The organism is bacterium, assembly GCA_022616075.1.
Lineage (GTDB): Bacteria > Acidobacteriota > HRBIN11 > JAKEFK01 > JAKEFK01 > JAKEFK01.
This window is the reverse complement of record JAKEFK010000393.1, coordinates 1-16,051: the sequence shown is the minus strand read 5'-3', so window position 1 is coordinate 16,051 and position 16,051 is coordinate 1. Positions and strand designations below refer to the sequence as shown.

The window sequence follows — 16,051 nt, the reverse complement described above, 5'->3', positions numbered from 1 at the left end:
TTCCACTTAAAAAAACAATACGCGAAGGTCCTCATTTCGGTGTTTTAGGGGAAAAATGATGGGTTCTGCAAAGGAAAAATGATGGGTTCTGCTACAGATCATCATGTGGCAGAACCCATCAATTTACTTCACTTGAACCCCATCGTTTTTCCGTAAAACCAGCCGAAAAAAGGAATTTCGACGCTCCGATCTGGAATTGGGACCCATCGATTTTCCTACGGAGCCCCCATCCGCTTTCCCATTGCCGGATTTGAAAATCCGAAGTAGCCTTCAAGTGATATTTTTGCAGTCATTTGCAGACATCACTCTGTTTCACTCGTTATTCTTAATTACTCCATCGGATTTCTTAAGTAAGCCATCGAATCCTTATTTCAGCAATCCACAAACGCTCAACGCGTAGTGGATATGGAGAAAATACTCCTGTCCTGAAGCGTAGATGAGATTTTAGAAAGCATCAGGATGCGAAAGTCCACACTATCGGCTCCAAGCGAGCCAACGTAGCCAGTTGGATTGTTGAAAAAGTTGCTCAGTCTTCCCGACTCCCCCAGTTGGCGCAAATCAGGATTTTAACGACGACCGCGTTTCCCCATCTTAATCATGGGTCGTTAATTCAATTTCTGAGCATCTGACTATCCCCGAACCTTCCTCGATCCTATTCCATTAACGGAACGATCAGTACGGGCCGTGAGGTGCCGTTCACAATCTGGCTTGCTGCGTCCTGTAGCAAGAACCTTGGTGATCTTCCCGAAGGAGGGGCGCCTATCACGATCAGGTCATAATTCCCCGATTCGGCTTGCTCGATGATGAAATCCACAGCGGGTTCCTTGCCGATCATGCTGTCGCCTTGAACTCCGAAGGTTTGTAGAGTCGAAAGTGCTTGTTGGATATGCAGATCGCTGCGCGTTTTCTGATCCTCTGCCTGCTGTTGACTCGGCACATGCAGCACAGTAGCACTTGCACCTGTCAATCTGGCAAGCCGCCCGCCGATCCGGACGTCTGCTTTTCCAGGCTCACCCACAGCGGTGCAAATCAAGATTCGCGAAATCTGCCTATCTTCCTGGGCAATGACCACTGCAATGCCTCGCGCCAAAAGGCTTCTCACGTGCCGCCCTGTCTCTTTTCTGCCCAGGACAACAAGATCATACGATCCCTCCTGTGATTCTGCGATTATCTCCTCAAAACTCGATCCGGTGCCGCGCACTCGCGTTTTCAGGAGCGGCAAACGATTCCTCCATTTTTGGCGAATGTGTTCGAGAATTTCTTCCGCTAGGTTTATTGATTCACTGGAATCAACAACTGATAAGAGCGTTGCAGGAAGCCCAGCTTTTTCCGCCAGATGGCATCCAAAATTTGCAACAGCTGCTGCGGCAGGCGCATCAGAAATACACAACAGCAGTTTTGGTCCGATGGCTTCCAGCACATGATATCGTTTGAAAGCGATCCACATCCGGTCACCCGGATTCAACTGGCCATCAGCGTCTGAATCACTTGTCTGGACAGCCTCTACACGAATTGTCCGTTCATCGCCGAATTCACCGGCGTACTCCCGTATTCCGCGAGGTCGCTCAACTTCCAGAAGAGCTTTTTGAAGCGTGCCGGCAAAAACGCTTTCGAGAATTCTACCGCGCCCCAATACATACACACTGGCGTTGTCGAAAGGCTCCGATTGCAAACATACGTTTTCAGGCCGGAAGAGGATTCGAACACGCGCTCCTTCCATAGTGCTCAACCGCTCCGGAACGGGGAGAGATGTGTCGCCCAAGCGTATAACTCCCCCTTCGACGCGCCCGATCAAAACGTTTTTTCCGCCAACAAAATTCGCCGTATATTCCGTTCGCGGTCGATGATACAGCTCTTCGGGGGTGCCGATTTCAATCAAGTTTCCGCGATCTGTGACTCCGATACGGTCAGCCAGCTCAAAAGCTTCCTCCTGATCATGAGTCACTAATATTGTAGTAAGTTTCAGCTGACGGTGGATGTCCTTCAGGTTTTTGCGGAGACGCCCACGAATTTTCACATCGAGCGCGCCGAAAGGCTCATCCAGCAGCAACACCGCAGGATTATACGCAAGTGCTCTCGCAAGAGCGACTCTTTGCTGCTGTCCGCCGGAAAGTTGGTGAGGAAAGCGATTCCCGAGTCCTCCCAGGCCGACGAGATCCAGAAGATCGTCGCGCCTGCTTCGCCGTTCTGCGGGTGATACTTTCCGGACTTTCAACCCGAATTCCACGTTATCAGCCACCGTCATATGGCGAAAAAGAGAATAGTTTTGAAAAACAAAGCCCGCTCCGCGCTGCTGAGCCGGCAATGAGGTGACATTCTTTTCATTGATTTCGATTGTTCCCGCATCAGGACGGGTAAGACCGGCAATCATTCTTAAAATCGTGCTTTTCCCGCTGCCGCTCGGGCCAAGCAAAACAAACAATTCTCCCTTTTCCACTCCAAGCGAAACACGATTCACTACCAGCGTCTCGTTATATCGCTTTGAAAGTTCTTTCAATACGATTGACATTCGCTAACCTGTAGACCTTTTCCGCCCTGTTTTCAATGAAAGCATCTTCTTTAACAATAACGTTACCACTGCGAGAAACGTCAGCAGGGATGCAGCTGCAAATGCTGCTGTAAAATTGTACTCGTTATAAAGGATTTCTATGTGCAAAGGTAGAGTATTCGTCTGTCCTCTTATGTGACCTGAAACAACCGAAACAGCGCCGAACTCGCCCATCGCCCGGGCATTGCACTGAATTAAACTGTAAAGCAATCCCCATTTGATATTCGGCAATGTTATGTTAAAAAAAGTTTGCCAACCGCTGGCCCCCAGAACGAGTGCGGCTTCCTCCGCTTCTCTCCCCTGAGATTTCATCAGAGGGATCAGCTCCCGCGCAACGAATGGGAACGTCACAAAGATCGTTGCCAGGATGACTCCAGGCGTGGCGAAAATGATTCGCACATCATGCGCTGCCAGCCAGGGACCGAAATATCCTTGCATACCAAACAGCAGCACGAATACCATTCCGGAAATCACCGGTGATACTGCGAAAGGAAGATCGACCAGCGTGATCAGAAAACTTTTTCCAGGAAAATCAAACTTAGTAATAGACCATGCAGCGGCGATCCCAAACAGCATGTTCGCAAGAACGGAAACAGCGGCGGTGATCAAAGTCAGTTTTATAGCAGCCACAGCGTATGGTTCCAGGATTGCCTCACGATACACCGTGAATCCCTTTTTGAATGCTTCGACAAATACAGCAACAAGCGGAATCACCAGAAAGAAGCTCAGAAATACAAAAGCGATTCCGATTAACAACCATCGGACGGCGCGTGGCTCGGACAAATGAGGCTCTTCGAGTTCCAAAATTCGCGGATCCATCAACTGCGCTCCAGCTTTTGCCTGGAACGCGATTGGAGAAAGTTGATCAGAAAAAGAAGCAGAAACGACAGCACGAGCATGCTAAAGGCCAGCGCTGTGGCGCCTGCATAATCGTAATTCTCCAACCGCCCTACAATTAATAAGGTGGTGATCTCGGTTTTCAAAGGGATGTTTCCTGAAATGAACACAATCGATCCGTATTCGCCAAGGGCCCGGGCAAAGGCAAGCGTGAAACCTGTCACCATTGCGGGCCAGATTTCCGGAAAAACGACGCGCCAGAGTATCTGACGGCGGTTCGCCCCCATGCTGGCCGCCGCTTCTTCACTGGACCGATCCATTTCCGAGAGAATGGGTTGAATCGTTCGAACAACAAAAGGAAGTCCGATAAAAATGAGGGCGATCGTAATTCCGAGCGGAGTGTAGTTCACAGTGATTCCCATCGGAATTAAGTAACGCCCCAACCATCCACTGGATGAGAATAGAGTGGTTAAAACGATTCCGGCTACAGCAGTGGGCAAGGCAAACGGCAAATCCACCAGAGCGTCTATCAATTGTCGGCCGGCAAATCTGTAACGGGCCAAAACCCAGCCAACAATCGTGCCAAAGATCAAATCGATCAGCGCAGCACTAAAAGCTGTCTGGAAGCTGATTCGGAACGCCGCTATTGTGCGTTGCGACGTCATGATTTGCCAGAACTGCGCCCAGGTTAACGTAATCGTCTTCAGTAACAAGGTGGAAAGAGGGATCAGCACAATCAAACTTAAATACAGAAGCGTGAATCCCATCGTCAAACTGAATCCCGGGAGAACCGAGGACCGAGTCCAACGCACATCAAGGGCCTTCATTCTTCATTTTCCAGGCGAATATATTTGATCAAAAATTCCTCCATCATCGAAGTGCGTCTTTTGTGCCTTTTGCCATCCGCCAAAAACCTGATCAATGGTGATGAGGTTCACTTTTGGAAATTGTGCTACCGTCGCCGCCGAAGGCACGCGGGGTCTATAATGATGTTTCGCGGCCAATCTCTGTCCTTCTTCTGTGTAGAGGAATTTCAGATACTCTTCAGCAACCGCGCGAGTCCCACGATGATCCACGATCTTGTCGACCACCGTTACAGGGGGTTCTGCGAGAATAGTAAGTGAGGGGACCACGATTTCAAATTTATCCTTCCCTAGCATGCTCACGGAAAGAAGAGCCTCGTTCTCCCATGCGAGAAGGACATCGCCAATACCTCTTTCTGTGAAAGTGATTGTCGATCCGCGCGCGCCGGTATCGAGCACCGGAACGTTCTTGAAAAGTTTGGAGACAAAGTCCTTCGCTTTAGCAGCATCATTATTGAACTGCTTCAACGCGTAACCCCATGCAGCGAGATAATTCCAGCGGGCACCACCGGAAGTCTTGGGATTCGGCGTAATGACGGACACACCAGAGCGGATCAGGTCTCCCCAGTCTTTGATGCCTTTCGGGTTTCCCTTTCGTACCAGGAAGACAATTGTCGAATTGTAGGGTGAGCTGTTGTGAGGAAGACGCTTCTGCCAGTCGGCCTTGATCACACCAGCTTTTGCAATCGCATCGATGTCATATGCCAGAGCAAGGGTTACAACATCAGCCTGCAAACCATCGATCACCGAACGGGCTTGCTTGCCAGAACCACCGTGTGACTGATTGATCGTTATATCTTTTCCGGTTTTGGCCTTCCAGTGCTTTGCAAATGCCTGGTTGAATTCGGAATAAAACTCACGTGTCGGATCGTAGGATACGTTCAAGATCGAAACTTCCTGCGCATGGACAAAAAACGCCGCTGCGCAAAACAACATCAGAAAGATCCATTTCTTGTTTATCATCATTTCCTCCTGCTACCATGCGATCTGAAAACGCATTGTAAAAAGCTTTTCAGTCTCGATGTTTGCATCTTCAAAGGTGGTATGGTCGTAGTTGAACATGAATTTCACGTTCTTGTTGAAGTACCAGGTCAGGCCGCCGGCAATGTTCTCTGCCTGACTTGCAGCTGTTGTTGGATCTGCAAAAATTGGAAATGCGTCTTCGTCTATATCCAACCGGCTGTAACGAAATGCGATTTCCCAGGCCCCCAGTTTTCCGGAATCATGATCAAATGGATTTTCCGGAGACACTCCTTTGTAGCCTGCCGCTTCTCCGGTCAAAACAAAATGCGTGGTGAAATTCCACGCTTTGTTACGGAGATCAGCACGATTTTTTCCGTTGACGACTTCCTGCGACGAACTGACATATTCTGCAAGAATTCCGAACGGTCCTCTGTAATATGTCAGTTGCGGAGAAAGGCGGAATCTCGTGCCGTCTGCGAGTGTTGTTGTATCGGCAGTCGTACCCACCCTGTAACGGAACCAAGCTAATTGTCCTTGCGTTCGGTACGTTGGCAAGCCGGTTGAAAGGAGCGATCCTTCCTGATTGCCAAAAGTAGTTGCAACACCAACGCCAAAACCCGCGAACGGCGTGACGAAGATCCGGCCGGCAAAGTCTTTGCTGTCCGTTCCAAAATCGATGTCGCTGCTCCCGAGATCGACAACTCCATTAAGAATTCCTGCTGCGTAGCTGATCTTGTCGCCTCCGATATCTCCAAATACGACAATTCCAAGATCACGGTTGGGAACGAGATTTGTAGCAAGAGACCGTTCGATAAAAATGAGGTCGGTTGCAGACTGCAAACGTTCTAGCCCAAACGGGGTCTTTGCCTTTCCGAACCGGATTTTGAATCCGGGCGTAAATTTTGCATCAAGATAAGCATCCTGAAGAGAGGTTGTGCCTCCGCCGAAATCCGGCATAATCTTGAATTCGAAGTATTTGTAAACGGTGCCTTCAAAGATCGGACGAACCCTTCGCATCACAAAAGTATCAATCGAAGATGTGCTTTGATCGAAGAAGAATCGCCCGTCGCTCTGAACGTAACCACGAATGCGAAATTTGAAATCTCCATCGGGCGAAGTGAGCAAAAATCCTCCCTTGCCGGCGGAGATAATGAGTTGAGGATTCTTTTCATCGCCTCTGGCAATTGACGCCAGAAGGAAAAGTGCAAGACTCCCAAAGGTAAAGAGTAAAATCTTTTTCCGGTTCACTGCGAAACTCCTTAATGTTGAACTCAGAGCTTCCGGTTGTCCGGTCAGATGATCGTTTTTCCTAAGGTTTGGCCGCCAGTAGTCTGGAAAGCCGTTTTTGACCTATTTCACAGATCTCTGTTTCTCAAAACGAACTTTTTCTCTTGTCTCGATCTGAACGATTTTCGAATCGTGAATGACGATCTCTACGGAGCCGTACTGAATCTTCTTTACCGCTCGCAGGATCTCCAAATACTGCTGTTGCTCAATTTCAGTGTTTCGATGGTCCATCGACCCCCACCTTTAATCTCGATTGATGACTATTAAGAGATTAGCTTCTTTTCATCCATTGATTGCCTGGGTGAACAGCAAGAAAAACCGAACTGCATGAAGTTTGATTGAGTTTTGCTGGGAGGGAAGAATGATCCGAGGCCAGACTAATTGCTGCGGAAGCCTAGTATACTTGAGCCGGAATCCCGTAAAATGGATCAACACTTGCCCTTCCTTTTGGCCTGCGGGGTTAGCTGACGGGCTCGGACTGGAAGTGTCCTTCGGTAGAACCGCTGTGGTTAAACCGATACGCCCCAACCGTAAACGGAATCTGGTTCCCCCGCGTTGCCTGAACCGAGAGGATTCAAACAACTTCGGCAGACAAATTCGGAACGCTAAATATATAGCCCTTTTCATACCGAGAGTCAACTTACTTCAGGATAAAATCGCGCTTCAGGTCTGAATCACCTTTATCACTCGTTTTAAACATTCCATAATTTCTATAATCTCTATAGAGTCAATATATAATATGTCGTTTGAAAGATTATTTGCTTCTTTTTCCCTTGCCACCTGTTCGGATAAGCACGTCCGCCAGAGTCGTGTTGTCCAAAATTACGGCAGTGGCATCCCGGACCTGTTTCATCACCAGACGGATTCCGCAGGTAGCTTCGTTTATGCAATCTTCACAAGGTTGATACGCCGTCTCGCTTACGCATGGGATCGGAGCAAGCGGCCCGTCCATGAGCCGTATGACCTGACCAAGACGGATCAATTCGGCCGGCCTGTTTAAAGAATAGCCGCCGCCTTTGCCTCGTTTACTCTGAAGGATGCCACGCCTTTTCAATTCCAACAGGATTGATTCTAAAAACTTCTTGGGGATACGCTCTTCTTTGGCAAGTCTCGAAATCAAGACAGGTCCATCCTGAGCCTTGCGCGCAAGATGAACCAGAGCCGAAAGCGCATATTTCGTTTTTCGCGTAATCATCTATTTCCCTATCGATTTTATAGAGTTATTACTAAAAGTCAAGACTTTTATCTCGTAATTGGCTTAATGATGGTAGTGGCCGGACTTGAAGAGTGCTATCCCTTCGTTGTAGACCGGGTTCAAAGCGGTGGACAGCTTGTTAACGATGACTTTCGTGTCATCAATCATGAATGTTGCTGCTTTGATCCGTTCTCCGTACCATAAAACCGAATGCGAATCGTTTGACATTTTGAAAGGTCAAACAACTTTTTCAAATAGAAGGACGCAATTGTGCCTTCCAGCTTCCCCGCACGGAAAAATGGACATTGGAACGAATCCGGATTAGAAAGCAGCAACCGTAACGGCCCACCTCAGATAGAACGCACAGAAAGCAACCTTCCTTTGGCTTTATTTTTTCACAACCTGGGCCCCCTATGGGTCTATTCACGTCAGTCATTTTAGCAGAACGTATTTTTGTCATACAAATTTAGTTTGTCAGGTTTGTTTTTTGTCATACAAAGATCAAATCAATTCACACAATGCCGAAGGATACTCGGTCGTCCAAAATCATGGCTGCCATACAAGTTTCAAAAAATGAATATTTGAGCAGCCGACTGTATCATCTAAAACTGATCGGTACAGGAACTGAGCATGTTGAAAGCCTTGCAAGCTACAGCGGTCGGCTCGCGTCAGTCCACTGTGTGACTGTCGGAACTCTTGTTTCAAAAGAGATCGTTCCAGTACTAAACAAGCCCTGGATGGTGACGCAACGAGGGTATATTCTTTCGCCGCATTCTCCGCAAACAACGGCAATCTGTGGTGCCGGTCGAATCGCAATCGATTGGGTTGCCGCGCTTGAGCGGCTGACTCTCAGACACGATCTTAAGTATGGAACGATGCTTCCCTGGGCGGCCGTGATCGCGCAGAAGAACCTAATACGAAAGTTTCGAGTCTGGTGCCCTGAATGTTACGAACAACAGTTCCACAAGGGCGTCGTGTACGATCCCCTTCTCTGGTCCCTTGAAGCCGTCACGCTTTGCAAAATCCATCGGCGACAACTTTCAAAGAAGTGTCGGATCTGTAACCGCAGCCTACCGGTGATCGGATCAAAATATGTTCCAGGCCTCTGTTCTAGGTGTGGTAATTGGTTGGGAACTTCTGAGCCACAAAGAATCCTAGCCAATTGGAAGTCTTCTAATTTTGAGTTCTGGAAAGTTGAATCAATTGGAAACTTGCTTGCCGTGACACCTGCTGGAAGCAATCTGTCAACTCGCGACGCCTTCATGGCATCCATCGAAATTGCTGTCAAATGGGCAGGAAGCTTGACTGCTCTGGCGTCGCTCTCAGGTTTTGATCCCCAAACAATTAGGGCATGGAGAACCGCGAGACTACTTCCCCGACTGAGCGCTGTCTGCAAGCTTGCTTGGGCACTTCATTCTCCCCTGTTCGAATTCCTAACCGGTTGCTGGGAGCCCAAAGCAAAATTTCTGGGCTATCGTCCGCCAAATGATAAGAAAAAAGGCAACTTACTTGCTTCAGATAGAATGAAGAAGAGCAGAAGAAAACCGGCACAGATCAAGAAGCTTCTTGAAAAGGCGCTTAAGGAGGTTCCAGTCCCGTCTCTTTCTGAGGTTGCGAAGAGGATCAAATATGAAAAATCATCCTTATATAAGCGCCACAATAGTCTGGCACGCTCGATTGCCAAAGCACACAAAAATTGCAGTGAAAACACTCGACGAAATCGGAATCGCTCTGTTCGTCTAATTCTGGAAAATGCGCTAACTGAAATACCGCCTCCATCCGTAAACAAAATGAAAAAAAGAATTTTCGAGAAATTTGGATGGCGGCTCAATCTGAACAAACTGTTCCCGGAACTATGTGGATCGATAAGCCGCCGGTTCTTTCGATATCGAGCCGCGGCAACTGAGGAGTTTCGAAATGAAATCCGGGATGAGATAAAGGAAGTTGTTGCGCAACTTCTAACTCATGGCATTTATCCTTCAAACAAGATCGTCGCTTCACGTATGAGCAGGAAAGTGACTCATAATGCCATATGGTTTACAGAAGCTGTCCGTGAAACACGGAGCATGAATCTCATCGCAGAAACGCAGAAGCGAGTTTCATAGGTTTTTCTTCACTCTATAAAACTCCCGCCTGTAACTAAATCCTGGAGCTACTGCGCCTTTTGGTTTTGGCGAGCCGGTCGAGGTACAACCTTCCTGTATTGATACTTGTTGCCGGTTTTCAGCCTTTACCATTTTCTAAGAATTCCAAATTCAAAAGGAGAAACCATGTTCAAAAGTAACGAAGAGTTTCAGAATTGGTGCAAGAGAAATGAGCTTTCGGAGAAGGCGATCCGATTGATCAAAACCATCAGATCCGAACCGCCGTCCAGACGTGTAGGCGGTGGCGCTGGAAACGTTTGCGGTTTCTACAATCGCAGTCGGAAGATGGCTCACTCGGTTCAATTTGAAAGCCATACGGTGGAGCTTCCTTTTATTTACAGATTCGAGTTTGACGAAGACGTTATCGAATACTGGGAGCAGGTTCCGAGTTTCAATCTGGACTACCGTGATGAATCCGGGAGAAGGTACAGGCATGTTTATACCCCGGACTTTTTCGTGATTCGGAAATCTCGTGCCGGTTGGGTTGAGACAAAGACGAAAAAATCGTTGATCAAATTGAGCGAGAAATTCCCCGATCGATACGTGAAGAAAGACGGGAAGTGGATTTCACCTGCGGCCATTCGATACGCTTCTGAATTCGGTCTCGATTTTGAAGTTGCAAGTTCCGATGAGGTCAATTACATCCTCCAGCGAAATCTACAGCTCCTCGAGCCTTACTATTCTGGAGTTCAAAGGCAAACCAACTCCAGCCAAGAAAGGATCATGGAGATCCTGAATCACCATGGTTGCATTTCCCTTTCCAAACTACTCCAAGAGGAAGGCGTGAGGATTGAAGACGTCTACTGGCTGATTTCAGACACGACAGTTTTTGTTGATCTTGAGGAAACGTTTCTTGGCGATACCAGTCGTGTCACAGTTTATCGAAATCCCGAAACGGCGGCCTTCCATCAAAAGTTGAAAACGCAGCCGGCTAATGACGGGGCCATCTTGCCGATCGAAGCCATCCGCACTGGAATGACAGTCAATTGGGATTCACGTATATGCAAAATTATCCTCGCAGGCCAATCTACAGCACTTGTGCAGTTTACTGACGAAGAACCAGCGACGATTTCAATGAAGATCCTTAAAGAGCAGGCCTACGAAGGAAAGATTCGCGCGTTGCAACAAGAGACGCCATCTTCTTGGGCGCTTGACCAAATTCTCTTAACGACCTCTGAGTCTCAGCGGCTTGAGGCTTTGCGACGCTTCAGGATTATCGAGCCTGTAATTCGCGGGGAATCCAGTGGTGAATTTCCTGTTTCCAGACGAACACTCAGGAACTGGATGAGGAAATATCGGTTTGCGGAAAAGCAATACGGAAACGGCTTTTATGGCCTCATTCCTAAGCCGAACAGAGGAAATACGGTTGATCGACTATCAACAATTGTAAACAACAAAGGAATCGCATTCGATATGAGGAAGCTCATGACCGATTGCATTGAGCAACATTACATGAATGAACGACAGAAACGAAAGTCCGTGGTTTATTCGGAACTGGTTCTTCTATGTAAAAAGAACGGCGTTGCACCACCTTCAAAAAAAGCATTCAGGCGAGCATTAAAGCGTTTTACCAAAGAAGAGGAGGAGCGGTCTCGCAAAGGCCCTAAAGCGGCTCATCAGCACGAACAGTTCTACTACACGCTCGATGAAACGGTTCCCGTTCATGGTGATCGTCCCTGGCAGGTAGCTCATCTTGATCACACGGAACTGGATATTGAACTGGTCGATTCTGAGACAAGAAAGGCCATCGGACGACCATGGCTTACGATTCTTATTGATGCCTATTGCCGGAAGATCTTCGCTTTTCATATCACATTTGAGAGACCAAGTTACCGATCCTATCTAGAAGTTCTTCGAGAGTGCGTCAGACTATGGAACAGACTTCCCGAGACGCTAGTCGTTGACTGTGGAGCTGAATTCGGAAGCCGACACTTCGAGATGTTCCTGGCGACCTACCGGATCAACAAAAAGCAAAGGCCGCCTTCCAAAGCACGATTCGGTTCGCCGATTGAACGATTCTTTGGAATTTCCAATGAGCTGTTCATTCATAACTTGGTCGGCAACACGCAAATTATGAAGAATGTCCGCCAGGTTTCAAAGTCAACCAATCCTAAAAAACTCGCTGCATGGACGATTTCGAAATTTGGATATGCATTTGAAAAGTGGATCGAGTTTTATAACAACCGGCAACATGGAACGCTTTTAATAAGCCCGAACGAAGCCTATGAACTTGGAATGCAAAAGCATCCGGTTCCGTATCGACGGATCGGATATGACCAGAACTTTTTGATCGATTCTATGCCGTCGCCTCGCACTGGTAAAGCGAAAGTCGATGGCTGCAGGGGAATTAAAGTGAACTATCTGTACTACTGGTCGAATAAGTTAGCCTTACCCACAGTTGCAGGGGCACGCGTTGATGTCCGTTACGATCCGTTCAACCTGGGCGTGGTTTATGCGTTTGTGAATGGCCAATGGGAAGCTTGTCACGCGCGCAGTCACTATCATGAGCTTAAGAACTACACTGAGACAGAGCTGAAGTACGCATCAGCTGAGATTCGAAAGCGATATCAGAATCTTGGCCGGCGACATGTCCCCAATGCTGCAGAGTTCGCACAATTCTTTGAGGAAATTCAAAAGACCGAACAAGAGGAAATTGAAATCCGCCATCGCAAGAGTTCGGAGTTGAGAAAATCTCGGCGCCCTTTAAATTCTGAGGATGTTGCAAACAGAAAAGAAGAGTTCGATATCGATCTGAAATCCTTGAAAGTTCTGAACTGGAGGAAGAGATGAAAAACGATCGTGAATTCCCTGTTGAACTCCTAAAACTTCCCATTCAAAGCGCTTGAAATATTTCGAAGATTATGTAGCGGCTCACGAGCTTCTCGACAATCTTTTTGCAGACCTGCGAAACGCCATACTTCTTCCCGCCGGAACTTCAATCCTTACTGTCATCGGCCCCACCGGAGTTGGCAAAACTTTTCTCAGGAAGTTAATTGAATCTGAAATTCTTGAAGAATGGTCTCGGATTCAGAAGGAAGACGCTGAATGGGATCGCGGCCGCATCCCCGTAGTTTCAACTGAAGTCATCGCCAGAGACAAGCTTCAATTTTCCTGGAATGGATTTTACGAAAGAGTTCTTCGGGCTCTCTATGAACCTTTGATTGATCAAAAGATTGACATAAAGCCGATAAAACCAGATCCCTATCGTTTGGTCTGTTCATACCGGAGTGTGAGCGGGAACAAACTGAGATTTGCACTTGAGTCGGCGCTTATCCACAGAAAACCGTTTGCTGTCTTTGTTGATGAGGCACAACATCTCATTCGGTGTGGTGGATACAAATTGCAGGACCAAATGGACTGCATCAAATCGATAGCTAACACAACCGGCGTGATCCATGTACTCATGGGCACATATGAAATGGCCGATCTTTTAGATCTCAGCGATCAGCTCATGAGACGCACATTGCCGCTGCATTTCCGCCGTTATCACGAATCAACTCGCGATCTCCGGGTTTTTGCGAATGTTATTTACAGCTTCCAACGCAAGATGCCAGTACCAACTGAGCCGAATCTAATTGAGCATCGCCAGTTCCTTTATGAGCGGTCTCTCGGCTGTGTTGGAATTTTGAAGGATTGGCTGATGCGTTTCCTTAATCGCGCCTACAGAAATGGCGGAAAAACCATAACTCTGAAGGATCTTGAGGCAACCGTCATTCTTTCGAAAGAACGTACCTCAAAAATTCGAAGGCGAATGGAACAAGAAGAGAGGGCATTTGAAGCCCTTATCGCGTCTGATACTCAATTGACAGCCAAGACCGATGAACCTGCGGACGTAAAAACCAAAAAGACAAATCGACGTCCGGGCCGGAGAAAACCAGGCCGAGACCCGCTCGGAGAAGCAGCGTGATTGGGATCGCCAACAGCCAACTTTGGCCAACTGACCCTTTGGGGAGATTCCCATGAAACGAACGAAAAAACACGGCACCACGCCGTTTTCGATCAACGACCTGCCGATTAAAGCTACGCGGCTTTGTTCTCTGGTGCCCAGAGGGCTTGGCACGAAAGATGTTGAAAGTCTGACAAGTTACACGGTTCGATTGGCGAAAGCGCATTGCATTCGTTCTATTACCTTAATGAGGAAGGAAATCGGTCCGTTAACGGGTAAGCTCTGGTTAACAAAAGAAGGCTCTACCGAATCGAGGAAATACCTGAACGGTATGGGAGTGACAGCATCCGACTGGATCGCTGCACTACAGATCCTTACGGGCTGCAACAGACTGCGCGAGCTGTCCTTTTTGCATTACAAAAATGTGATCGATGATAAGGGTTTGCTGAATTCCACCAGGTGCTGGTGTCCCGAATGTTATGAACAATGGCTGAAGGACGGAAAAGAGATCTACGATCCGATAGCGTGGTATTTGAAAGGAACCAAGGCATGCAGCAGCCATCAAGTGCTTTTAGCTGCGAACTGTCCTGAGTGCCGGAGAAAGCAGCCGTACCTGCCAGTTTATCCGGAACTGTCGATTTGCGCCCACTGTGAAGCATCGCTTGCCGGAACATATACAAGAAAAGTAACGGTAGCGAAGAATGATACTGAAAGTACCCTCGCCGAATTGTTGATTCTCGCAAGCCAGTCTACAACGGTAAGCCGCTCCGATTTTGCAGAAAAGATCAAGCGACTCGTAGAACTTTCGGCCGATGGAAATTGTGCGTTGCTTGCCCGGCTCGTTGGTGTATCCAGTGCATGCATTGAGAATTGGTCTCGGAACTTGACGATTCCCAAATTGCAAAGCTTTTGTCAATTATGTAGAGGGTTACGAGTGGGGCCGCCCGAATTTTTCGCGAAAGGCTTCCCTTCGCAATCATTCTGTGCTGAACTCCGAGCCAGCGTTACACACAACTCTTTAAGGAAAAATAGCCATCTTGATTATAAGTACGATTGGAATGATGTCGAGAAATCACTTCAGGCCATTCTAAACGCCAAACAAAGACCTCAAACAATCTCCGAAATAGAAAAGCAAATGGGGTTTTGCCAGGGGAAATTGTACGAAAGATTTCCCGACCTGTGCAGACGAATCACGCAACGACATTATTCTGAAGGTAATGGGCGGGTTCAGCCACGTTCCGTACCTACAAAGTTATTGGACGAATTCAACAGATCGATGAAAGAGGACCCTCCGATTTCCATCGGAGACTTTGCCGACCGGATTAAATACAACAAGGAATATTTATATGGCGCTTATCCGTTTATCTCCCATCAGATCCGATCAAGATTTCGCGAATACAAAAAGCGACGTCAAAGAGAATGGGAGATTCAACTTCTTAGTCAGGCTCTCGTGGCTGATCCACCTATCAACATTGCTGAATTTTCGCGGCAAACACGAATGCAGGAATTCTATCTGCGTAGACATCATGGTGAACTCTCCTGTAAATTGTCTCAGCGATATATTCGATTCAGAACTGAGCAAACCGCAGAAAAGATCCGTCAAATGATTAAAGCAAAGTTGTGTGTTGATCCTCCGCCTTCCATGAGAAGTGTTCTCAGCGATATTTGCAAGGCTTTTTGGATGGAGGAGCAAAAGAGCGACGCTTGTCTACCGATACGCAGGAGATCTCGCCCGAAAAATCACGGCTCGGAAATATGAATATGAAAAAGAGGCTCAAAGACAGAAGTTAGTGCACTACGGACGCGAGGTCCGGCGTGTGGTTGCAGTTCTATGTCAGCAGAATCAGCATCCTTCGTTTCAAAAAATCGCCCGGCAAGTTCAGCCCAGGATTTCCCATACCGTTCCCTGGTTCAAAAAACTAACAGACGAAATCAGAAAGGAAAACGGTATTACTGCGGAGAAATCAAAAATGAGTATCGATAGTGCCGAAGGAAATAGAGTCAATAAGAGATAGAGCGCTTGCATGCGGGATCAATAACAAGATCTGCGGCTTTTATCGTCGCGGTCCTTCTTCCGGTGGCAGCTTCTTTCATTTTAATTCTCACTTGAGATTTTGGGCAGGATCCCGAGATTTTGGACAGTCCCGAGTGGCAAACTGTCCAAATTTGGGCAAAAGTTACCCATCGGTTTGCCAAAGCGGAAAATCGATGGGGGCTGCCACACATCATCACACGGGCGGGAACGATCTGAGCGGAGGGAGTAGGATTCGAACCCACGGGGAGCTTGCACCCCCAGCGGTTTTCAAGACCGCCGCCTTAAACCACTCG

12 protein-coding genes are annotated in these 16,051 nt (G+C 47.7%); 4 read left to right on the top strand and 8 right to left on the bottom strand.

All coding sequences use genetic code 11. The annotated features are described in order from the left end of the window. Nucleotides 1-652: 652 nt before the first annotated feature. The 8 genes from L0156_30240 to L0156_30205 form a co-directional block, all read right to left on the bottom strand. Nucleotides 653-2,509: an ATP-binding cassette domain-containing protein gene (locus L0156_30240; GenBank protein MCI0607282.1), complete on the bottom strand. Its 1,857-nt coding sequence runs from the start codon at nucleotides 2,507-2,509 to the stop codon at nucleotides 653-655. Nucleotides 2,510-2,512: 3 nt separating this feature from the next. Next, the gene (gene cysW / locus L0156_30235; protein ID MCI0607281.1) at nucleotides 2,513-3,367 is read right to left on the bottom strand and encodes a sulfate ABC transporter permease subunit CysW; all 855 of its coding nucleotides are present in this window, start codon (nucleotides 3,365-3,367) and stop codon (nucleotides 2,513-2,515) included. Further along, nucleotides 3,367-4,212: a sulfate ABC transporter permease subunit CysT gene (gene cysT, locus L0156_30230; protein MCI0607280.1), complete on the bottom strand. Its 846-nt coding sequence runs from the start codon at nucleotides 4,210-4,212 to the stop codon at nucleotides 3,367-3,369. Before cysT ends, cysW begins: the two co-directional genes overlap by 1 nt. 3 nt (nucleotides 4,213-4,215) lie before the next feature. Further along, nucleotides 4,216-5,184 (bottom strand): sulfate ABC transporter substrate-binding protein, encoded by a 969-nt coding sequence (locus tag L0156_30225; GenBank protein ID MCI0607279.1) that lies wholly within the window; start codon nucleotides 5,182-5,184, stop codon nucleotides 4,216-4,218. A 39-nt stretch (nucleotides 5,185-5,223) separates the two neighbouring features. After that, the gene (locus tag L0156_30220; protein ID MCI0607278.1) at nucleotides 5,224-6,459 is read right to left on the bottom strand and encodes an OprO/OprP family phosphate-selective porin; all 1,236 of its coding nucleotides are present in this window, start codon (nucleotides 6,457-6,459) and stop codon (nucleotides 5,224-5,226) included. A 102-nt stretch (nucleotides 6,460-6,561) separates the two neighbouring features. After that, a complete protein-coding gene (locus L0156_30215; protein MCI0607277.1) occupies nucleotides 6,562-6,729 on the bottom strand; it encodes a YezD family protein in 168 nt (55 codons plus the stop codon). A gap of 523 nt (nucleotides 6,730-7,252) precedes the next feature. Then, nucleotides 7,253-7,693 (bottom strand): Rrf2 family transcriptional regulator, encoded by a 441-nt coding sequence (locus tag L0156_30210; protein ID MCI0607276.1) that lies wholly within the window; start codon nucleotides 7,691-7,693, stop codon nucleotides 7,253-7,255. Nucleotides 7,694-7,756: 63 nt separating this feature from the next. Beyond that, the gene (locus tag L0156_30205; GenBank protein MCI0607275.1) at nucleotides 7,757-7,921 is read right to left on the bottom strand and encodes a hypothetical protein; all 165 of its coding nucleotides are present in this window, start codon (nucleotides 7,919-7,921) and stop codon (nucleotides 7,757-7,759) included. Between the two features lie 290 nt (nucleotides 7,922-8,211). Between L0156_30205 and L0156_30200 the strand changes: the two genes are divergently transcribed. The 4 genes from L0156_30200 to L0156_30185 all read left to right on the top strand — a co-directional run bounded on the left by L0156_30200 (nucleotide 8,212) and on the right by L0156_30185 (nucleotide 15,482). Further along, on the top strand, nucleotides 8,212-9,798 hold the full coding sequence (locus tag L0156_30200; GenBank protein MCI0607274.1) for a TniQ family protein: 1,587 nt from the start codon (nucleotides 8,212-8,214) through the stop codon (nucleotides 9,796-9,798). 165 nt (nucleotides 9,799-9,963) lie between these two features. Further along, complete coding sequence (locus L0156_30195) at nucleotides 9,964-12,627, top strand: DDE-type integrase/transposase/recombinase (protein MCI0607273.1); 2,664 nt, start codon at nucleotides 9,964-9,966, stop codon at nucleotides 12,625-12,627. A gap of 52 nt (nucleotides 12,628-12,679) precedes the next feature. Further along, entirely contained in the window at nucleotides 12,680-13,744 is a 1,065-nt protein-coding gene (locus L0156_30190; protein ID MCI0607272.1) for an ATP-binding protein, read from the top strand. A 52-nt stretch (nucleotides 13,745-13,796) separates the two neighbouring features. Continuing rightward, nucleotides 13,797-15,482, top strand: coding sequence for a TniQ family protein (locus L0156_30185; protein MCI0607271.1), 1,686 nt, complete (start codon nucleotides 13,797-13,799; stop codon nucleotides 15,480-15,482). Nucleotides 15,483-16,051 lie beyond the last annotated feature (569 nt).